This window comes from Streptomyces sp. NPDC048825 (genome assembly GCF_043198355.1).
Lineage (GTDB): Bacteria > Actinomycetota > Actinomycetes > Streptomycetales > Streptomycetaceae > Streptomyces > Streptomyces xiangluensis.
In genome coordinates this window covers 30,001-49,253 of sequence record NZ_JBICUR010000007.1, presented here as the reverse complement: position 1 = coordinate 49,253, position 19,253 = coordinate 30,001, and the positions used below count along the sequence as shown (strand labels likewise).

Annotated in this window: 21 protein-coding genes and 2 pseudogenes; 14 read left to right on the top strand and 9 right to left on the bottom strand. The window is 69.3% G+C overall.

All coding sequences use genetic code 11. The features are described 5' to 3' along the window. Positions 1–565 precede the first annotated feature (565 nt). Entirely contained in the window at positions 566–1,471 is a 906-nt protein-coding gene (locus tag ACGFNK_RS18620) for a zinc-binding alcohol dehydrogenase family protein (protein WP_393417098.1), read from the top strand. 151 nt (positions 1,472–1,622) lie between these two features. On the opposite strand, the gene ACGFNK_RS18615 is transcribed toward ACGFNK_RS18620, so the two are convergent. Both ACGFNK_RS18615 and ACGFNK_RS18610 read right to left on the bottom strand, forming a co-directional pair. After that, on the bottom strand, positions 1,623–2,498 hold the full coding sequence (locus ACGFNK_RS18615; RefSeq protein ID WP_393417096.1) for a PaaX family transcriptional regulator C-terminal domain-containing protein: 876 nt from the start codon (positions 2,496–2,498) through the stop codon (positions 1,623–1,625). Continuing rightward, on the bottom strand, positions 2,495–3,139 hold the full coding sequence (locus ACGFNK_RS18610) for a GNAT family N-acetyltransferase (RefSeq protein WP_393417094.1): 645 nt from the start codon (positions 3,137–3,139) through the stop codon (positions 2,495–2,497). Before ACGFNK_RS18610 ends, ACGFNK_RS18615 begins: the two co-directional genes overlap by 4 nt. Before the next feature lie 122 nt (positions 3,140–3,261). Between ACGFNK_RS18610 and ACGFNK_RS18605 the strand changes: the two genes are divergently transcribed. The 3 genes from ACGFNK_RS18605 (at position 3,262) to ACGFNK_RS18595 (ending at position 6,205) form a co-directional block, all read left to right on the top strand. Continuing rightward, positions 3,262–4,353 carry an alpha/beta hydrolase family protein gene (locus ACGFNK_RS18605; protein WP_393417092.1) on the top strand — a complete coding sequence of 364 codons (1,092 nt, stop codon included), beginning with the start codon at positions 3,262–3,264 and terminating at the stop codon, positions 4,351–4,353. A gap of 386 nt (positions 4,354–4,739) precedes the next feature. Further along, on the top strand, positions 4,740–5,366 hold the full coding sequence (locus ACGFNK_RS18600; RefSeq protein WP_393417090.1) for a dihydrofolate reductase family protein: 627 nt from the start codon (positions 4,740–4,742) through the stop codon (positions 5,364–5,366). Beyond that, complete coding sequence (locus ACGFNK_RS18595) at positions 5,363–6,205, top strand: alpha/beta fold hydrolase (protein ID WP_393417088.1); 843 nt, start codon at positions 5,363–5,365, stop codon at positions 6,203–6,205. The genes ACGFNK_RS18600 and ACGFNK_RS18595 overlap by 4 nt, the downstream gene beginning before the upstream one ends. 336 nt (positions 6,206–6,541) lie before the next feature. Here ACGFNK_RS18595 and ACGFNK_RS18590 read toward each other — a convergent pair whose 3' ends face one another. Next, complete coding sequence (locus tag ACGFNK_RS18590) at positions 6,542–6,913, bottom strand: proline dehydrogenase family protein (RefSeq protein ID WP_393417086.1); 372 nt, start codon at positions 6,911–6,913, stop codon at positions 6,542–6,544. A gap of 69 nt (positions 6,914–6,982) precedes the next feature. On the opposite strand from ACGFNK_RS18590, the gene ACGFNK_RS18585 reads away from it, so the two are divergent. Both ACGFNK_RS18585 and ACGFNK_RS18580 read left to right on the top strand, forming a co-directional pair. Then, positions 6,983–7,222, top strand: coding sequence for a hypothetical protein (locus ACGFNK_RS18585; RefSeq protein WP_393417084.1), 240 nt, complete (start codon positions 6,983–6,985; stop codon positions 7,220–7,222). A gap of 16 nt (positions 7,223–7,238) precedes the next feature. Further along, on the top strand, positions 7,239–7,487 hold the full coding sequence (locus ACGFNK_RS18580; RefSeq protein ID WP_393417082.1) for a hypothetical protein: 249 nt from the start codon (positions 7,239–7,241) through the stop codon (positions 7,485–7,487). 64 nt (positions 7,488–7,551) lie between these two features. Here ACGFNK_RS18580 and ACGFNK_RS18575 read toward each other — a convergent pair whose 3' ends face one another. Further along, on the bottom strand, positions 7,552–7,872 hold the full coding sequence (locus ACGFNK_RS18575; protein WP_393417672.1) for a DUF6355 family natural product biosynthesis protein: 321 nt from the start codon (positions 7,870–7,872) through the stop codon (positions 7,552–7,554). 788 nt (positions 7,873–8,660) lie between these two features. Between ACGFNK_RS18575 and ACGFNK_RS18570 the strand changes: the two are divergent. Continuing rightward, positions 8,661–8,846, top strand: a pseudogene (locus ACGFNK_RS18570) (toxin Doc); the annotation flags it as partial. 165 nt (positions 8,847–9,011) lie between these two features. On the opposite strand, the pseudogene ACGFNK_RS18565 reads toward ACGFNK_RS18570, so the two are convergent. Then, positions 9,012–9,185 (bottom strand): annotated as a pseudogene (locus tag ACGFNK_RS18565) (transposase); the annotation flags it as partial. 441 nt (positions 9,186–9,626) lie between these two features. Here ACGFNK_RS18565 and ACGFNK_RS18560 point away from each other — a divergent pair. Beyond that, positions 9,627–10,064 (top strand): glutaredoxin domain-containing protein, encoded by a 438-nt coding sequence (locus ACGFNK_RS18560; protein ID WP_393417080.1) that lies wholly within the window; start codon positions 9,627–9,629, stop codon positions 10,062–10,064. Positions 10,065–10,373: 309 nt separating this feature from the next. Here ACGFNK_RS18560 and ACGFNK_RS18555 read toward each other — a convergent pair whose 3' ends face one another. Together ACGFNK_RS18555 and ACGFNK_RS18550 are read right to left on the bottom strand one after the other, a co-directional pair. Beyond that, the gene (locus tag ACGFNK_RS18555; RefSeq protein WP_393417078.1) at positions 10,374–11,123 is read right to left on the bottom strand and encodes an SDR family oxidoreductase; all 750 of its coding nucleotides are present in this window, start codon (positions 11,121–11,123) and stop codon (positions 10,374–10,376) included. A gap of 156 nt (positions 11,124–11,279) precedes the next feature. Further along, positions 11,280–12,185, bottom strand: a complete 906-nt coding sequence (locus tag ACGFNK_RS18550; protein ID WP_393417076.1) for an AraC family transcriptional regulator N-terminal domain-containing protein — start codon at positions 12,183–12,185, stop codon at positions 11,280–11,282. A 144-nt stretch (positions 12,186–12,329) separates the two neighbouring features. Here ACGFNK_RS18550 and ACGFNK_RS18545 point away from each other — a divergent pair, with 144 nt between their 5' ends. Beyond that, positions 12,330–12,647 (top strand): putative quinol monooxygenase, encoded by a 318-nt coding sequence (locus ACGFNK_RS18545; RefSeq protein ID WP_393417074.1) that lies wholly within the window; start codon positions 12,330–12,332, stop codon positions 12,645–12,647. 96 nt (positions 12,648–12,743) lie between these two features. Beyond that, positions 12,744–13,721 (top strand): alpha/beta hydrolase, encoded by a 978-nt coding sequence (locus ACGFNK_RS18540; protein ID WP_393417072.1) that lies wholly within the window; start codon positions 12,744–12,746, stop codon positions 13,719–13,721. 217 nt (positions 13,722–13,938) lie between these two features. On the opposite strand, the gene ACGFNK_RS18535 is transcribed toward ACGFNK_RS18540, so the two are convergent. After that, complete coding sequence (locus ACGFNK_RS18535) at positions 13,939–14,238, bottom strand: MarR family transcriptional regulator (protein ID WP_393417070.1); 300 nt, start codon at positions 14,236–14,238, stop codon at positions 13,939–13,941. A 369-nt stretch (positions 14,239–14,607) separates the two neighbouring features. Here ACGFNK_RS18535 and ACGFNK_RS18530 point away from each other — a divergent pair, with 369 nt between their 5' ends. Beyond that, positions 14,608–15,357, top strand: coding sequence for an SDR family oxidoreductase (locus ACGFNK_RS18530; RefSeq protein ID WP_393417068.1), 750 nt, complete (start codon positions 14,608–14,610; stop codon positions 15,355–15,357). A 533-nt stretch (positions 15,358–15,890) separates the two neighbouring features. Continuing rightward, positions 15,891–16,730 (top strand): helix-turn-helix transcriptional regulator, encoded by an 840-nt coding sequence (locus ACGFNK_RS18525; RefSeq protein WP_393417066.1) that lies wholly within the window; start codon positions 15,891–15,893, stop codon positions 16,728–16,730. 265 nt (positions 16,731–16,995) lie between these two features. Here the strand turns inward: ACGFNK_RS18525 and ACGFNK_RS18520 are convergent, their stop codons facing one another. Then, complete coding sequence (locus tag ACGFNK_RS18520; RefSeq protein ID WP_393417064.1) at positions 16,996–17,232, bottom strand: recombinase family protein; 237 nt, start codon at positions 17,230–17,232, stop codon at positions 16,996–16,998. Between the two features lie 114 nt (positions 17,233–17,346). Here ACGFNK_RS18520 and ACGFNK_RS18515 point away from each other — a divergent pair, with 114 nt between their 5' ends. Together ACGFNK_RS18515 and ACGFNK_RS18510 are read left to right on the top strand one after the other, a co-directional pair. Continuing rightward, the gene (locus ACGFNK_RS18515) at positions 17,347–17,940 is read left to right on the top strand and encodes a TetR/AcrR family transcriptional regulator (RefSeq protein WP_392779186.1); all 594 of its coding nucleotides are present in this window, start codon (positions 17,347–17,349) and stop codon (positions 17,938–17,940) included. A gap of 108 nt (positions 17,941–18,048) precedes the next feature. Further along, positions 18,049–18,783 carry an NADPH-dependent F420 reductase gene (locus ACGFNK_RS18510; protein ID WP_393417062.1) on the top strand — a complete coding sequence of 245 codons (735 nt, stop codon included), beginning with the start codon at positions 18,049–18,051 and terminating at the stop codon, positions 18,781–18,783. Positions 18,784–19,253 lie beyond the last annotated feature (470 nt).

The window sequence follows — 19,253 nt, the reverse complement described above, 5'->3', positions numbered from 1 at the left end:
CATCGACCACGGAGCGTCCCGCCACCGACCGCCGTTGATCACCATGCCTTGCGGCATCTGACAACTGCCGCTCATACCACGCTGTCCGGTTCCGTCGTGCGCGGCGGGCTCCTCCATCTGGGGTCGAGCGGGCACGTCGATCCGGTGGGGCACACGTTCAGCGAGTACGCGCTGCATGAAGGAACCGCCGGCCTGTTCACGGCCTGTGTCGGGCGGCGGCGGGGTCGGCGGCGTTGCTCGCGGGTCTGCTCCGCAGCCGACTGCCGGCCGGCGCCGCAGCACACGCTGCCTTGAGCGTCGGGTGCGCCGGACTCGTGCTCAGCCGTAGACCTGCTCGCGAACCCGACGCCGTCGTCCGACCCGGACACGGCGAGGCGGATCTTCGAGCTGACGCTCACCCGCCCCGAGACCAAGTGGCCTGCCGTCGGACCGTGCAGTTCCCGATCCACCCCTGGTAAGCCGCCCGGCCGAGGTCCGCTCGCACACGGTCTCACCGGGGCGGGCGAGGCGCAGGCGGCTCCATGGAGCCCCGATGAACCGCGTAACGATCTGAAGGAACGTGAGAGTGGATCAGACCATGATGGCGGTCCGCCTGTTCGAACATGGCGGGCCCGAGGTGCTCAAGTACATAGAGGCGCCGGTTCCCGAGGTCGGCCCCGACGACATCTTGACGCGCGTGCACGCCACGGCCGTCAACAGCTGGGATCTCCGGTACCGCGCGGGCAACTTGCCGCAGCCTCTCCCGGGACGGCCGCTGTGGCCTCTGCCGTTCCAGCTCGGCCGGGACGCGGCTGGTGAAATCGTCGCCACCGGCGAGAACGTCACCAGTTGGCGCCCCGGCGACAGGGCGGTGCAGCTTCCGCACCCGCCGTGCCGTAACTGCGCCCTGTGCGTACGCGGGCTCGAAAACCTGTGCGTCGACACCGCCTACCCCGGACACCAGGTCTTCGGCGGATACGCCGAATACGTCGTGCGTCGGCAGGACGCGATCCTGCCCATCCCCGACGGCGTCGACTTCGAGACAGCCGCAGCCACCATGTGGACCTACACCACCCCGCTCAACTGTGCGCGGCAAGCACCTGTCGGTCCTGGCGACACGGTGGTCATCACCGGCGCCAGCGGCGGGATGGCGATCGCCTGCGCACAGCTGGCGAAGCTGAGCGGAGCCACCGTCATCGGCACCACCACCAAGCCGGACCGCGACGAAGCGCTCAGAAAGCTCGGCTACGACCACATCCTGCACCCCCACCACCGTCGGCGGTGCGCAGGCCTCCGCCGAGTCCGCGAGCGAATGAAGCGGACAACAATCAGGCGATTGCTGAAGTGGGACGCCAGCTGTCCCTGTGTCCAGCTGCTGCGCCCGGTCATGACTTCGGGAGGCGTGTCAGCCGTGTTCGTGTTTCGTGTTCACCACTTTGGACAGCACCTGCCGCCTGCGGGGAGGGCAGCTGGGGGAGGTGGTCGGACGTGATAGCAGACGAGGTGAGTGCTCCACGGGTCCGGGCCACCGGTTGGTACGGATCAAAGTGCACAACGTCGATCTGATGCTCGTCTGGCCCAAGAGCGGGTGCTCTGTCGGTGCCTTCGCCCAACAGGCATAACCTGCGCCGTCTGTTGCGTCTTCAGCGCGTGGCCCGCTCTGCTGCTTCTCGGGTGATGTCGGCGTAGAGGCGGAAGAGGGTCGGCCGGGCTTCGCCGGGGTCGCGTTCGGGCAGGGCCGCCCAGCACCGGGCGATGAGCTCCCGGGCCTGGGTGCCGGGCCAGGGCTGGGGAAGGAGCTGAGGCGGCAGCAGCGGGTCGGGCTCCATGGCACGGGTGAGTTCGGCTGCCAGCTCGACAGCGATGGTCAGCAGTTCGGACGGGGAGAGTCCGGCAGGGCCGGTGAGCCGGTCGAGGCGGGGCTGGGCGATGCGGCTGAGGCGGTGGTAGCGGTCGGCGATCTCTTGCAGGGGCCACAGGCGGCGGGCAAGTTCGGCAGGCTCTTGGGTGTCGCCCCTGCGTAGGTCCGTCGTGCTGAGGAGGGTGAGCGCATCGTGGGCGCCGAGGCGGTGTGCCGCGTCTTCGACGTACGGTTCCCAGGCGTTGGCGCAGACGTACAGTCCGCCCTGGAGCGGGGCGCCACCGAGGTGGACGAGCGTCTCGCGCAGGGCGTCCCGGGCCGTGCGCGCCGATTCGGGCACGGCGAAGGCGGCCAGGTGCCAGACGCCGTCCCAGGGGGCGAGCCCGGCGTCCTGGCGGAATGCGTGCCGCAGGAAGTCCGCGTTGGGGGCCAGGGCTTGTGTGGTGTCGTCCGTTGAGTGCAGCACTGCTTTGCGACCGCGGCCTTCGTGGGTGAACCGGCTTTCGGCCACGAGGCGTTTGACGCACAGCCGTACCTGCTGGTCGCTCATGCCGAGGGTCGCAGCGACGGTGTACAGCTCGTCCGCGCTGACCGTGCCGTCCTCCCGGATCAGCGCGTGGACGAGCATGCGGGTGGGGATCTCGACGTGGTCGGTCACGGTGTGCACAGTCCTCTCGGCCCATCCGCCGCGACGGGGCGGTGCATGGTGGTCACCGCGCCGAACCCCAGCAACCTGCGGAGGTAGGGCGTGCGCTCGGTCCGTACGGCCGTGAAGCCGCGCCGCTCGTACAGGGCTCTGGCGCGCGGATTGGTGTCGATCACGTCCAGTCTGATCTCCCGGCAGTCCTGCTCCGCCGCGACCGCGGCCACTTCCTCGATGAGTAGGGTTCCGACGCCGCGGCCGCGCACGTCCGGGGCAACGGCGATGCCGTCCATGACGAGCTGTCCGGGGGCCGGTCGGCGTTCGAACAGGGCGAGGAGCAGGAGTCGGTGCAGTCCTCCCAGGTGTCCGTACGCGCGCAGCACAGCGGAAGCCGACCCGCCGGTGAGGGCCCGCCCGCCGAGCTGGTAGCCGGCGAGGCCGACGAGCTGCCCGTCGAGGAGCGCGCAGACCGCGCGATCGGCGTTCAGGTGGGCGGCGATAAAGGGCACCGCCTTGCCCGGCGGGTTCAGTGCGGGACCGAGTTTGCGGCCGAAGGCGTCCCAGTACAGCTCGGCCGCCCGCCGCTCGGCTCCAACCGGAACGCCTCGCTGGACGGCCACCGGTCCGGTCCCGGGGTCTGTCGCGTCCAGTCCCATGCCGTGCCCCCTTTTTTCCTGATTCTCCCTGAAACTGAAGCTCAAATCTATCAGACTCGCAACGACCGTTTCCATAATGATAGTTTGGGTGTCTGTGCAAAGCCGAACAGAGGCGGCCATCCATGTGTCCAACGACCCAGTCCCGACGGCGCGGGCTCCGCATCACCGTGTGGTCACTCGTCGCGGTCCTGGTCGTGGCCGCCGGTCTCGTCGGTGTGGTGCTGTGGCAGAACTCCTACGCCATGCACGAGCAGCGGGTCTCGATCCGCCACGGCGGCCACACCCTCAACGGCGTACTGGCCACCCCCAAGGACGGCCGCAAGCACCACGGCCTGGTCGTGTACATCCACGGCGACGGTCCCATCAATGCCACCCACGACGACGGTTACAAGCCCATGTGGGAAGCGAACGCCAAGGCCGGGTACGCCTCTCTGGCCTGGGACAAGCCCGGCGTCGCAGGCGCACCCGGCAACTGGCTCGACCAGTCCATGGACGACCGGGCCGACGAGGCAGCCGCCGCCATCACCTGGGCGCGCGCCCGCCCGGACATCGACGGCGACCGGATCGGGCTCTGGGGCGCCAGCCAGGCCGGCTGGGTCCTGCCGAAGATCGCAGCCAAGACCCCGATAAGGTTCGTCATCGCCGTCTCGCCCGCGATCAACTGGCTCCAGCAGGGCCGCCACAATCTCCTGGCCGAGCTGCGCGCAGACGGCGCATCGGCAGCCCGCACCAAGGCCGCGATCGCCAAGAGCGACACCACCCGCCGACTGCTGGAACGCCATGCGACCTTCGAGGAGTACGTCAAGGCCACGCGCGGTGACACGGACGGCATGACCGCCGACCGCTGGGGCTTCATCTCCAAGAACTACACCGCGGACGCCACGCAAGACCTGCGCGCCCTGCGCGGCATACCGGTGCTGCTGACCCTCGCAGGCCAAGACATCAACGTGGACACCGCCGACACGGAGGGCAACTACCACAAGGTGCTGGACCCAGGCGGTGCACTGACGGTCAAACGCTACCCGCACGCGACCCATTCACTGCTCAAGCAGTCCATCGAGCAGTCGGGCGTCAAGACCACCCTCACCGCGCTCTTTTCCCCCCGCGCGCTCTTCGCGAGCGGATTCCTGGACGACCAGCGACAGTTCCTGAAGGATCCCAGCCGAGGCGGCAACGCTGCTCTGCGAGTGACACCGCCACGGCACCGGACCTAAGACTCAAGCTGGTCGACTTGCAGTGCGCCCCCAAGGGCCAAGGGCCAAGGGTTAACGATCCAGACCTACCGCACCACAGGTCGCCCGCCGTACGAGACGGCCACGACCTGAAGCAGGTGACATAGGCCTGCTGGAGACGAGGAGCACTCGGCGTCCTCCGGATCACCGCGGCCTCCGACCTCGCCACCGCGCTCAACCACGCCCGCACCCACCCGCAGGCCGACGGCGCCCTTCGACCTGCGCATATGCGCCTCTGAAGTACTCCGGGGCCGACCGTCCGCTGTACGTCGACGTGCCGCTTCGGACATCGTGCCATCGGGTTCACTTCCGGCGCACGCTTCATGCCTGAGCGATGAGTTTGGGCGGCGGATCGGGTCTGCCCTGGCATGACTCGAACCATCGCTGACATCTCGGTCTCCCTCGACGGCTTCGTCACCGGGCCCGACCCCGGCCCGGACAACGGTCTGGGCACCGGCGGCGAGGCCCTGCACACCTGGGCATTTTCCGACGACCCCGACGACCGCCGGGTCCTGCGCGAGGCGACCGCCCGCTCAGGCGCCGTCGTCCTCGGCCGCCACCTCTTCGACGTGGTCGACGGACCGAACGGCTGGGACGACAAGACCGGCTACGGCGCCGACGAGGTCGGCAAGCCCGCCTTCGTCGTCGTGACGAGCTCGCCGCCGGAGTCGGTGCGGCTCACCGACCTCGACTGGACGTTCGTCACCACCGGTCTGCCCGACGCCGTCACCGCCGCGCGCGAGCGCGCCGAGGCGGCGTCGTCGGACAGCGGCAAGGACCTCGACGTCGTCCTCATGGGCGGCGGCGCCACGATCGGCTCGGCGCTCGACGCCGGGCTGGTCGACACCCTGACGCTGCACCTCGCACCCGTCATGCTGGGCGCCGGGACGCCACTGTTCACCGGCGGAGTGCCGCGCACGCTGGTGCAGCGGAGCGTGACCTCGACATCCACCGCGACGCACCTGACCTACGACGTCCTGGCGGCGATCCAATGACCACCGTCAACGTTAATGAGATCACCTTGGGCATCGAGTCGTTCGGTGACGACGACGCGCCACTCGTCCTGCTCGCGGGCGGGACGACGATGCTCTCCTGGCCCGACGCGTTGTGCGAGCGCCTCGCCGTCGGCGGGCGCCGCGTGGTGCGCTACGACCTGCGCGACAGCGGAGAGTCGACGACGGCGGACCCGGAGGCGCCCGCCTACACCCTGCGCGACCTCGCCGCCGACGCGGCGGCCCTTGCTGACGCGCTCGACGGCGGGCCCGCACACCTCGCGGGGATCGGCGTCGGCGGGATGGTCGCCCAGGTGGCCGCGCTCGAGCATCCGGACGCGTTCTCGGCGCTCACTCTGGTCGGCACCCGCGCGGTTGCGCCCGGCCCGCCCGACGACGACCTCCCCGACCATGACCAAGCGACGATGAGCCGGCTGTTCGCGCATCCGATGCCCGACTGGACCGACCGCGAGGCCGTCGCGGAGTTCGCCGCCGCCGGCGCCGAGATCCTCGGCGACGACCCCGCCGCCGCGCGCGCGATCGCCGCGCGCATCTGGGACCGCACACCCGGCACCGCACCCCCCGTCCAGATGGCCAACCAGATGGGCATGGTGTTTTCCCGGCTCGACTGCAAACCGCGCTGGCGCGAGCGCCTGCCCCAGATCGAGATCCCCACGCTCGTCGTCCACGGCCGCCGCGACCGGTTCTTCCCCGTCGGCAACGGCGAGGCGATCGCGCGCGACATCCCCGGGGCGCGGCTGCTCGTCCTCCAGGAGGCCGCCACTGCGATCCCCGATGAGGCAGTCGACGAAGTCGCCGAGGCGATGCTCACGCTCGGGTAGAGGACGGCGCGTGCCGCGCGGGTATGTCATCCGCGCAGCAGCGGGCGTCGGAGGCTCGACCCGGCCGTGCGCCCGCGATCGGCGCCCGCGGATGATCAGCTCCGGAACAGTCCACCGACGTCCCTGAGCAGCGGATCTACACAGCCGTCTACATCGACCATGAATCGGAGGGCGGCCGAAGTCCAATGTCTCGGCGGCGGCCGTGAGATGCGGTCCGGCGCCACTGGTAGCCGATTCGAAATGTTCACGAGTTTCGACAACGGGGCAGCGGCGGCCGGTCTGTCGTGCCGGTGGATCGGCCCTGGCCGTTGGCTGGCCGGCGGTTCGGTGGTCTGGTCATGCGGCCGCGTCGACGAGGTAGAGCCACCATTCCGTGCCGAAGACGATGTACTCCCGGGTGGGGTGGCCGCGCTCGGCCATGGCGTCGAGGCGGTCGGGCCCGAGGCCGAGGAGGGTTTCGAACTCCCAGGGCGCGGAATCGTGGCCCTTCCCGCCGAGGTGCTGGTGGATGCGGTTGATCAGATCCCAGTCATGGGTGGCGAAGGAGCACGGATGGCCCGAGTGGGCCAGCTGTTGGGCGTACGTCAGGTAGGCCGTGGTCAGGGCTGGGGCCTCACGCCGGTGGGCGATGGCCTCAGGTTCGAGGAAGGCGCCCTTGACCAGGCGGATGCGGCCGGGACGGGTGAGGAGCTCCGGCAGGTCGTCCACGGTGCGGTGTACCGCCGGGGCCGGTTGGCCCGACTCCCTCCACAGGGGACCAGCCCGACCCTGCTCTGCATGGACGATCAGCACACCAGCCGAAGCGCCCACCGCGCTGCCCTTGCCCCGGACGTGCTGGGCCACGCCCTGCTGCGCACCCTGACCCGCACCAGCCTGCTGGACGCGCTGAGCCAGGACGAGCGAGCCGCCGTCGACCGGCTGCCCGACTCCGACCCCGCGGCCGCGCTCGCCTTCAACACGCTGCTGGCATCCGCGTACGAGTCGGGCGCAGGCCTTGGCCAGGGAGCCGTGTCATGAGGGCGACGCGGACACAGTGATCGCCACGTGGGCGACGTCGGCCGACTGCGGCACTCACTTCGAAACGCTCACAGCCGACGGCCAGGTCCGCGTCGACGGCCGACCCCCGCTGGGCGAGCCGTTCTCCCAGGGCGAGGACGACCCGGACTGCACCCCGATCTGCTGGTGCACGCGCACCGCGAAGCAGTTCTGCCTCGCGTGCGCCTGCTGCGCTGCCTGCGGGCAGTGCCGTGGCCCTCACACCTGGCCCCCGACCCTGGCCTGACCACTGAGGGCAATGTCGCCCGACGATGAACCTGGACCGATTGCCGCCGAAGTTGGATCAAGGCTCAGTGGGGTGTGTGCCTGGTGCGCTCTCCGCTCGGGCAGCCGGCGCCGCCGATGTAGTACGCGTTGAGATAGTTCGGACCTGCGCCCGGTAGCTGCGTGCGGCCGGGGCTGACGCAGAGGTGGTAGTCATTCGTGCTGCCGCCCCCTCTGACGTCGACGTGAACCCGCACCGTCGTCGGGCCGCAGTGGTTGTATGCGGCGAACCGGGACTGGCGGATGCTGTAGCGGAAGAAGCCACACGGGGCGAGGGAGCTTGCACCCGCCTGACGCACTTCCGGACCGCGCTCAAACGCGGCGTGAGCCGGACCCGGGAACGCCATCATGGCCAGCGCGGCACTTGACGCTGCCGCCAAGACAGCTCGAAGAGGACGGGGGGAGAGCTTCACGAACACTCCTTGGTGGTGAGCCATAAGGATTGACGACCAGTTGATCGGCTCTGCCTGACGCCACGACACTTCTTGTGCGTCGCACTGGTACCGCGATCGTAACTTCGTGTTCGTACGCCATGACCGTATGTCACCGGATCGAGTGGTGGGTGGGATTGAAACGGGAATGAGGGCGGCGGATCTCGGGGTGGTCGTCTGGCTCTGCTTCGGAGGGCCGGCGAAGGGGCTGGCTCCGCTCGGCAAGACGGGACGACTTCGGTCGGACCGCTAAACGCGTGATGAGAAATAGGCGGAGGTCGCGGGCTGGTTCGACGGTCTCGAACGTCCTCCAGGACCTGACCCAACGGCTGGAGACGCCGACGACCGGGCTCGCACAAGTCCAGCTCAAAGGCCGATAGCGCGGCGTCCCCGAACGCAGGAGCCGGTGCGCCCACCCTGTCCCGACCCTCCCGGTCCAACTTCAGTGGCAGGGTCAATCTTCAGTGGCGGGAACGCAGTGGCGGTCCAGCTTCCGGGACAAACGGTTCAGGTTCAGCGTCAATTGCCACGGTCACCGCGCTCATCACCGAGGTCACGCACAACGCGGTATGAGACCCCCGCCTGGACAGCGCCGCCGACGTCTTCCGCGCGTTCGTCGCCGACAACGCGGCCGCGTTCGACGCGGCGTTCCCCGATGACGCTCCCGCCCGGCTGGACGCCTCTGGACGGGCTGCTGCCTGACCATGGAGCTCCACATCGACATCCGCCGGCTGCTGGAACGCCATGCCGAAGTGCTGCCCAAGCATCCCTCGGTCCACGACTTCTCCAACCTCGTGGCCGCCGTCGCGCGCCACCGGGTGAACACCCCTCAGATCGGCGTCGCCGTCGACAACACGTGGCGCGCCGCAGCCCTGATGCACGCCATGTCTTTTGACCTCTGAGGCCGTCGCGCTCGATGATGCTCTCGGGTCGCCGGGCCGTTTTCCCGACGCCATAGCGGGTCGTGGGGCGGCGATTCTTGGAGCCAAGTGGCCTTCCTGGTCCGGGTGTTGAGGGTTTCGGTGCACGGGCCGGACAGGACAGGTGCGGGCGGAGGCAGCTCCGCCGTCGGCCAGGTCGATGCCCCAGGTCACCTCGTCGCCCAGGGCCAGGACGTCGGCGAGGAGTTCGAGCAGTTCGGGCTCGTCGTTGGCGACGCGTCGAGATAGCAGGCGCCGACCGCTCTTTTCGATCGCGACGCAGTGGTGGTGGGTCTTGCCTGCGTCGATGCCGGCTCAGATAGCGGCCATGTGATGCCTCCGTGCGGTGCGCTGCTGGTACCTCCCACGGACGACCTCGCTGTCGATTCCCTACAGAGCGATCCTTCGCAATTCCTAATTGGCAGCCGACGTCGTGGGGCATCGGGCGGCCAATCCGGACAAGCCACAAACGGCAGAAGCGTGAAAGCGACACCCGACACCCCTGGGCGGCTCAACCATACGAAGGGCTCACCACGTCCCGCGGAACAACGTAGGGAAGCGTGACGCTTTCGCGAACGCTTCCCTGGCACATGAACAGGCAGCAAACTCACCTTCACGGCCTTCGTCGTGGTCACGTGTGTCCTTGGCCGGAGCACGTAATCGGCTGAAGGCCGCCTCAGCATCCGGCGACCACCCAGGTGAGCGGCCTGGTTCGAGGAGCATTTCGACTCATCGATAGCCTGCGTCACCATGATGCGCGCTTGGGTCTTGCCGATGCTGCTTGTGCTCTGCGGCTCAGCCGTCGCGACTGGGCTGATCTCCAGGGGGAACCCCGGCACAGCCGCAGCACTCCTGCTGGCGTTCCTGGCGCTCGCAGGCGTGAACTCGCCCCTGGTCTTCCCGAGGTCGATCGGTGCGCGGGACGCACAACGCCGCAGCGTGGTCGACGGCCGACCAGTCGTCTTCTGGCGTCCGGGCTGCAAGTACTGCATGCGACTGCGCATCCAACTGGGCCGCAGCGCCCGCCAGTTGCATTGGGTCAACATCTGGCGTGACCCGGCAGGAGCTGCAGCGGTGAGGGCAGCCAACGACGGCAACGAGACCGTGCCGACCGTCGTCGTGGCGGGCCAGCCACACACCAACCCCGATCCCCAATGGGTGCGCGAACAACTCCCTCCTTCCGCGTGATCAGACACCGCGACCTACCGGGAGAGGCGCCCGCAGACTCAAGCGGACAGAGGTTAAAAGACAAGGTCAGAGGCTGTTCCTGAACCTCGTGCCTTGGCCGTCGGTACCTCGTGCCTTGGTCGCCGGTGCCTGGCGTTCGTTCCGGGTCTTCGAGCGGGGGGTGTCCGTCTGCCGTATTGCAGTCCGGCTTCTCGTCGTTGGTCGGGTTCCGGTTCGTCGGGGTGAGCGCTGGGACAGCGAGCCGGCCCCGTGCGTGTGTGCGGGGTCGGCTCGTGGCCTCAGTTGGGGCGTCACGTTGCCTGCTGGGGATCATTTCGCCTGGGCGAGCCAGACCGCGTCAGGGCCGGCCGGGAATCGCAGCTGGCCGGTCGTGTCGTGCACGGCTCGCCATACCGTCTCGGCGACGTCGCTCTCCTTGGTGAACAGGTCCTGGCCCGTGAAGTCGCCCATGGCCTTCTTCGCCCATGGTGCGTAGGGCGCCGGGACCAGCTCGTCCAGCGAGGCGCCGTTCGTCGCGTTGGCCGCGAAGTTCGTTGTCAGGCAGGCGCCCGGCTCGACCGTCTTCGCCTGCACACCGAAGGGCGCGAGCTCGAGCGTGAGGGATGCGGTGAACCCCTCGATGGCCATCTTGCTCGCCTTGTAGACGGCCGAGAGTGGCATGTGGCCCAGCACCACGCTGGAGGTCACGTTGACCAGCACGCCGGAGCCGCGTTCGCGGAACTGGGGCAGCACCGCCTGCGTCGTCGCCATCACGCCGAACGTGTTGGTTTCGAAGACTTCCCGTACGCGGGCCATGGGGGTGCCCTCGAACACGCTGATCGACGGGACGCCCGCGTTGTTGACCAGGACGTCGATGGGCCCGGCTGCCTCGAGCGCGGCGGTGATCGTCTCGGGCTTGGTCACGTCGAGCTCGAGGACGCGGAGCCGGTCCGACTCGGGCAGGACGTCGGCACGCGGCGTGCGCATCGTGGCGATGATGTTCCAGCCCTGCGAGTGGAAGTAGAGGGCGGTCTCCCGCCCGTATCCGGATGAGGCGCCAGTGATCAGAACTGTCTTCATGCTGTGGCCTTTGCGATGGGGTGGGAACTGCGGCTGGACAGGCATTTTCCTGCCCCGCAGAAGAACTAGTGATCCCATTGGATCGCTGTGACCTGCGGGAATAGTAGAACTATCCTCGCTTCCTCTTGCACGATCCTCCCCGGTGGTCCGGCCCGCTCAGGGCAGGACGTCCACGGGGGTGCCTGCGGTGTTCCGCAGGCGGGCCGCGTCCCGGCTCGGGGGTGCGCCGAACTGGCGGCGGTACTCGCGGCTGAACTGCGAGGGGTTGTCGTAGCCGACGCGGTGGCCGACTCCGGTGACGTCGCCCGGGTGGGTGGCGAGCAGCAGCCGGGCCTCCTGGAGCCGGATCTGTTTCTGGAACTGGATGGGGCTCATTGCGGTCACCGCCTGGAAGTTGCGGTAAAACGCGGACACGCTCATGCCGGACAGGCGTGCCACGTCTTCGACCCGGAAGGGCTCGGCGTAGTGCTCGCGGATCCAGCGCACGGCCCGGGAGACATGGCTGAGGCCGCTGTCGGCGAGGCCGAGCTGGTGCACCGCCGCGCCCTGCTCGCCGGTGATCAGGCGCCACAGGATTTCGCGCTTGACCAGCGGGGCCAGTACAGCGCGGTCGCGGGGCTCGTCGAGCAGGCGCAGCAGCCGGACCACCGCGTCGAGCAGCGCGGGCGGGGCATCACTGACGGCGATCCCCGACGGCGCGCCTGTGCCGGCGCGGGGGGTGTCGCCGGGACCGGCCTGCAGCAGCAGTTCGGCGACGGCGGACGGTTCCAGCGTGAGTCCGAAGCCGAGGGCCGGCTGCTCGGGGTCGGCCTGGGTGAACTGCCCGGTGACGGGCAGGTCGACGGATGCGACGAGGTACTGCCCGGCGCCGTACTCGTAGACCCGGTCGCCCAGCGCGAGGCGTTTGGCGCCCTGGGCGATGACTGCGAGCACCGTGCCGGACATGGAGGGCGCCGGCGGATCCGGCCGCTCTACCTTCGAGATCAGGACGCCGTCGATGGCCGTGGTCCAGTCGGGGCGGGCATGCCGGGCCAGCAGGGTGCGGAACTCTTCGAGGTACATGCGTCCATTGCAGCACCATTCGACACCCGAGCTCTTGTATCCGCGAGGATTGTGCAAGTAGTAGCGAGCATCGTTCTAACGTTTCCGCAGGTCAAACCAGTTGAATGGAATCACCTCACTCCATCAACGCAGAAGAAGGCATCCATGATTGCCAAGTACCGCTTCAACGCCACCCTGACCGCCGGGCCCGGAATGGGCGACCGGCTGGTCGACCTGCTGCTGACGGGCCTGGACGAGGGCAGCCCCGGCGCAAGCGAACACTGCGTCGTCTACCTCGTCTCCCGTTCCGCGTCCGCCCCCGACGTCGTCCACGTCACCGAGGGCTGGACCAGCGAGGAGGACCACCACCGCATCTTCGCCGGCGAGGCCGCCCAGGCCATCGTGGCGCAGATCGAGGGCCTGCTGGCCAAGGAGTCCGAGTACACCGACTACGTCCCGGTCCGCGGCAAGGCCGCGTTCTGAACCCCGGATCCCCCCGGCTTGCAGCCTCGGTTATCTGCCGAGGCGGCCCCCATCCCCGTCCCACGGTCCGGCACCGCCCCACGAAAGGCAACGACCATGACCACAGCACGACCCGCCCTGGACCCCGAACTGCGTGAACTGCTCGCCGACATGCCGCTGATGTCCCAGCTCAGCCCGGACGTCCTCAGGCAACTGCGCCGACTCCCCTCGACGCCCATCGAGTCCGTGCTTGCACATCGACGGGTCGACCGGCGCGAGATCACCGTGCCCGCCAAGGACGGTGCCCCGATCCCCCTGTCGGTCTTCAGCCCCGCGAACACCGATCGCACCACCGCCGCACCCTGCATCTACTGGATGCACGGCGGCGGGATGGTCATGGGCGACCGCTTCTCGCAGATCGACATCCCGCTGGAGTGGCTCGACGAGTTCGGCGCGGTCGTGGTCTCCGTGGACTACCGGCTGGCACCCGAGGCCACCGGCACCGCCCTCGTCGATGACTGCTACCAGGGACTGCTCTGGATCGCCGAACACTCCGAAGAACTGGGCATCGACCCCGCTCGGATCATCGTCGCCGGCGCCAGCGCGGGTGGCGGCCTCGCCGCCGGTGTCACCTTGTTGGCTCGCGACCTCGGCACCCCGACGATCGCCGCGCAGATGCTGATCTGCCCCATGCTCGACCACCGCAACACCAGCGCCTCCAGCCGCCAGTACTCCGGCGGGCCGGGCGTCTGGACCCGCGAGATGAACGAGTTCGCATGGCGCGCCGTTCTCGGCGACCTCGGCGACCTCACTGACGGCGAGGTGTCTGAGTACGTCTCGCCGGCGTTGGCCGAGGACCTCTCGGGACTGCCTACCACCTACATCGACACCGGCTCCGCCGAAGTCTTCCGAGACGAGGACACCGACTACGCCACCCGCATCTGGACGGCTGGCGGCCAGGCCGAACTCCACGTCTGGGCGGGCGGCTTCCACGGGTTCGACGCCCTGTATCCGCAGGCAAACATCTCGGCCACAGCCCGCCGAACCCGCACCGACTGGCTCGCCCGACTCCTGCCCTCGAACGGCGCCGCATAGGAGCCTGCGTTCCCTGTGAGTGATGAGCGGCCCACTTCTCCAGCGCGCCGAGGGCTCCTTGAGGATCACGTCGTACTGGCGCACCTGGGCGCTCCGCGGCCTTGACGGTCTGCACGGATCCGGCACACCTCGCCCACGGATGAAAGCGCGCCGCACCCTCGCTGGGAGGGTGCGGAGCTGCTGATGTCCTTTTCACGCGGCTGGCCGGGCGACCGGGTTAGCCGACGGCGTGCAGTGAGCCGCGCCTCTTGGCGGCCGCGGCCTTCTTGGCAGCGACGGCTGCCGCCCGCTTCTTGCGCTGCTCGGCAAGCTGGTCCTGGTAGGCGGCGACGGCCTTGTGGTGGTTCGCCACGTACGTCTTGCTGTCCAGGCGGTCCGCCTTGGGCATCGCCTTGACGGCGACCAAGGCGTCCTCGGGGGAGGCGTGGCCGGCCAGCATCGGGTTGATCTGGCAGACGCCGTTGCGGACCTTCTTGACGAGCCTGGCCAGCTCCAGACTCCACAGCGCGGCGTTCACGCTGGGCGGTTGACTGCTGGTCGGTCGAGACCCGCTTGTAGACCAGGTTCGCCATCGGGGCCCCTTCCGTACGGAGGATCGGACCCTGCTTGTCGTCAAACCCTGTCATCAATCACCAACGGATCTGATTGGATCCGCGCCGCCAACGGGCCCCGAAAAGTCCTGATTTATTGGACGCCCGCCGCGGCCTGTCGTGGTCAGCGCCTCCGGACCGGGCGCCGGGAGCCGCCCGGCTGTGGCGTCTTCTATGGCCCAGCCAGGGACCGCCGGTCCATGGATAAACCATCCTCTCCCGCCCCTGCGCGGGCGCCCCTACGGTCGAGGCCGCGGGCGCTCACCGGCCCGCCGTACCGAAGGAGCAAGACCCCCATGAAGATGACCGGCAACACGATCCTGATCACCGGCGGAACCTCGGGCATCGGCCTCGGTCTGGCCCTGCGCCTGCACGAGGCCGGCAACAAGGTGATCGTCGCCGGCCGGCGCAAGGAACTCCTCGACGAGATCACGGCTGAGCACCCGGGCGTCGACGCGCTCGTCCTCGATGTCGCGGACCCCGACTCGATCGCCCGGGCCCGTGAGACCGTGGCGGCGAGCCACCCGGGGCTGAACGTCCTGGTCAACAACGCCGGCATCATGCTGCGGGAGAACCTCCTCGACCCGACCGGACTCCCGGTCGCCGAGGATCACGTCACGGTCAATCTGCTCGGCACGATCCGGATGACGTACGCCTTCCTGCCGCTGCTGGTGGGCAAGGACGACGCGGTCGTCATGAACGTCACCTCCGCGCTGGCGTTCGTACCGTTCCCGATCACCCCGACCTACAGCGCGACCAAGGCCGCGCTGCACTCCTTCTCCGAGAGCCTGCGCATCCAGCTCGCCGGTGCTGACGCCGGCGTCCAGGTGATCGAGGTGGTCCCGCCGGGCGTGCGCACGACCCTGATGGGCCAGCAGGACAGCGACCAGTCCATGCCGTTGGACGACTTCCTCACCGAGACCCTCGACCTGCTGCGCGAGAAGGCCGACGCGAAGGAGCTGGTCGTCGAGCGCGCCAGGTTCATCCGCGACGCGGTGGCCAACGGCTCCTACGACAACGTCCTCGCCATGATCAGCGGCAGCTGACCGACCTGTAATGACCGACGCGGAACAACAGCACGCTGGCGGGTCCTGTGGGGCCACATCATGGACGAACGCGAGCTGGACCCGCCTCGGGGAGGTCCTCACCGAAGACGCGGAACGATAAGGAAGCGCCTTCGGCCTCGCCCCGGTCGTCGCACTGGAGGGCGAACGGCTCCGTCCTGAGCGCCGAGGGGCACGCGAGCGCCCGGCTGACACGGCGAACATCGTCGTGTCAGACGGGCCGGGCCGGGCGACGAGGACCGGGGCCGGTCAAAGCGTTGGGTCCAAAGCGTTGAGCGTCGTCGACGGAGGACCGTCGCGGCGGGCAGTCTTCCGGGCCGACGGCCTGCGGCGCACCGCCGACGGGCGCCGAATTTCCCACCGGGTCATGCAGGTCAGGTGACCATTGGGTCGTCTCGCTGCGAGCGCCCTCGGCGTCGGCCGTGCGGGCGGCTTCGCGGGGGTGGGAGAGGGAGGGCTCAGCCATGGATCGGCGGTCTCTGGATAGCGGGGCGGGATGCGGCGAGGATGGGGGCATGGACAAGAAGGAACTGGCGGAATTCCTGCGCCACCGGCGTGAGATGTTGCGCCCCCGCGATGTCGGGCTGGTCGAGGGGCCGCGCAGGCGTACGCAGGGGCTGCGCCGCGAGGAGGTCGCGCAGCTCGCCGGCATGTCCACCGACTACTACGCCCGGCTGGAACAGCGGCGAGCTCCGCAGCCCTCCGTCCAGATCACCACGGCTCTCGCCCGGGCGCTGCGGCTGAGCCTGGACGAACGCGACCACCTCTTCGTCCTCATCGGCCACAACGCCCCTGCCCGCTTCCACCGCTCCGAACATGTAAGCCCGACGCTGATGCGGGTCCTGGACCGCCTGGACGACTCCCCGGCCCTGGTGCAGACCGACTTGTTCGACACCCTCGCGATGAACCCGTTGGCCGTCGCGCTGGTCGGCGACCTGACCCGCCACACCGGTCTGGCCCGCAGCGGCCACTACCGCTGGTTCATGGACCCGGCCGAGCGTCTGGTGTATCCCGAGGAGACCCACGAACACCACGGCCGCGCCCATGCAGCACGCCTGCGGGCCGCGCTGACAGCCGGCAGCGACACCCCCCGAGCCGCCCAGATCCTCGCCGAACTCCAGGAACACAGCCCCGAGTTCGTCCGCATGTGGGAACTTCAGGAAGTCGCCCAACGCTACGACGACTGCAAGACCATCCTCCATCCCGAACTCGGCCGCATCGACGTCGACGCCCAGCTCCTGTTCACCGAGAACCGCGCCCAGGCCCTGGTGGTGCTGACCACTCGCCCCGGCACGGAGAGCCACAGCAAGCTCGAACTGCTCTCCGTCATAGGGCAGCAGCAGCTCGCCCCCTGACGTCCTGGGCCGGGGGACGGGTCAAGGTTCGGCGCGGGAGGGCCCGGACAAGTGCAGCCTGGAGTGGTGCAGGCTGAACCGGATGACGCTGCCGACCCTGCTGCACAATCCTGCCTGTCTGGCTGGCATCTATGCCTATGGGCGTCGCCGGGGCGACCCGCGCCGCCGGGACCCAGCCCGTCCCGGCACTGGACGGATCGTCCGCTCCCGGGACGTGGCGGGAAGGAAGTCATCCGCGAGAACCTGCGGTTCTATGGGGGTGCCGTTAACCGTGGTGGCCGCGCTCGCGGGCGGCGGCTTGGCCTTCGAGGGACTTCTCGCGGATGTACTCGCGTTCGGACTCGGCCATGCCGGCGAAGAATGCGAGGAGGACGGTGCCGTGTCCGGACGGGTCGTAGACGCCCGGGAGGGGGTCGGTTAGGAGTTTGAGCTGGATGTCGTGGTGGCGCAGGTTCTCGGGGACGGCCAGGAGGTCGGCGGCGCCGCGGCCCAGGCGCTTCAATCCGTGGTCGGGCCGCCGGTTTGACCGGATGCTGCCTCCGTTTTACTCTCGAATGCGTACGGAGGCAGCATCCGTTTTGATGCGGCCGCACGATCACGGCAGGCAGGAGGGCGCATGAGCGCCGGTGAACAGCGGGGGCGCAAGCCCCGCGCGGACGTTCAGCGCAACCGCGCGGCCCTCCTGGAGACCGCGCAGCGTCACTTCCTGCAGCACGGGGTCGGCACCTCCCTTGAGGCGGTGGCCAAGGAGGCGGGCGTCGGGCCCGGCACCCTGTACCGGCACTTCCCCACCCGGGAAGCGCTGCTGGCGGCTGTGCTGCAGACGCGCTCCGAGGAGCTGGTGGCCCGCCAGGCGGACATCGATCGGCTCGGTGACCCGGCCGAGGCGCTGGAGCAGTGGCTGCGGGCGATGGAGGAGTACTTCAGCGCCTTCAGCGGGCTGCCGGACCCGCTCATGGCCGCGGCTCGCGCGCAGGAGCCGGACAACCCGCTCACGATTCCCTGCGACATCCTCATCTCCGCCACCGATCAGTACGTGCGAGCCGCGCAGCTCGCGGGGCGCGTGCGCGCGTCGGTGCGGGGGCACGACCTGTTCCTCGCGGCCTGTTCCGTTGCCTGGATCAAGGGCACCGGTACCGAGGAGGAGTCGCTCGACCGGCTCCGCACACTCATCGCGAGCGGCTACCGCCAGCGGGACGCCCAGGCGTAAACCGCCAGGCACCCCGCCCCGACCTCGCAACGCCAGGCGGCACCACCACACGGCCATCACATCGCGCTGCCCCCATGGGCGGTACTACAACCTCTCAAGGAACAAATCATGAAAATTACTGTCATAGGCGCCGGTGCCATCGGCGGGAACCTTGCCGCCAAGCTCAGCACGGCCGGTCACGACGTCCAGGTGGCCGACGCCCGCGGCCCCGAGGCCGTCCGGGCGGAGGTGCTGGAGTCCGGGGCCCGCGCGGCGGACCTCGCCGACGCCGTCCAGGGCCGGGACGTCATCGTCCTGGCCATCCCCTTCGGGGTGGCGGGTGAGCTGGCCGGCCTGTTCGCCTCGGTCCCCGCCGAGACGGTGGTCATCGACACCGCGAACTACTACCCGCACCTCTACGGGCACATCGAAGCCGTGGACAACGGCGAGGTCGACAGCGTGTGGAACGCGGAGCAGCTGGGGCGCCCCGTGGTCAAGGCGTGGAACGCCGCGCTGGCCGAAACCCAGCGGACCAAGGGTGTTACGGCCGGAACGCCCGGCCGCCTCGCCATCCCCGTCGCCGGCGACTCCGAGGAGTCGCGGCGCGTGGCCATGCAGCTCGTGGACGACACCGGCTTCGATCCCTACGACGCCGGCACGCTGGCCGACTCGTGGCGCCAGCAGCCGAACAGCCCCGCTTACTGCACCGAACTGACCCTCGGCGAGCTGCCGTCGGCCCTGGCCGCGGCCGACCGCGTCAAGGACGCCCGCATCCGCGACAGCGTGCCGGAACGCTTGGCCACCCTCCCGGCCACGGCCACCCTGGAGGACGTCGTCGAGATGAACCGGGCCGCCCACCGCTGAGTCACCCGACGCGGCTTTCTGGCACGTAACGGCACGAGGGCGGTGGCGTCGGCACGCCACGACCACACAAGACGAACACGAAGAGCGCACAGTCCCCCGCGCTGCGACTGCAGTCTCGGCACGCCGCTGCCTGCGAGCATCCGCATGCCTGCCGGTACCCGCAACGGTGCGTCCCGCGCCCGGCCCTTACGTCAGCTGCCTCGTCGCATGGCCTGCCGTACCGCGCTGTGCCGCGGCCGCCGTGGCGGTGACTGCGCACCATGGAGAGGAACCGCCTTGCCCGGCACCGCATCACCCTTCACTCACATCGCACGCTCCCGACGCTCCCCTCGGCGGTTCCTGCCCACCGCCCTGTCCCCTTCGGACATCCGCGGCGTGCTCACCGTGCGGGCGCCTGGGCCCGGGTCGGCCGAGCGGCGGCCCGGGCCCAGGCGCCGGATGGTTCCTGCGGGCGGAGGAACTACCGGTCA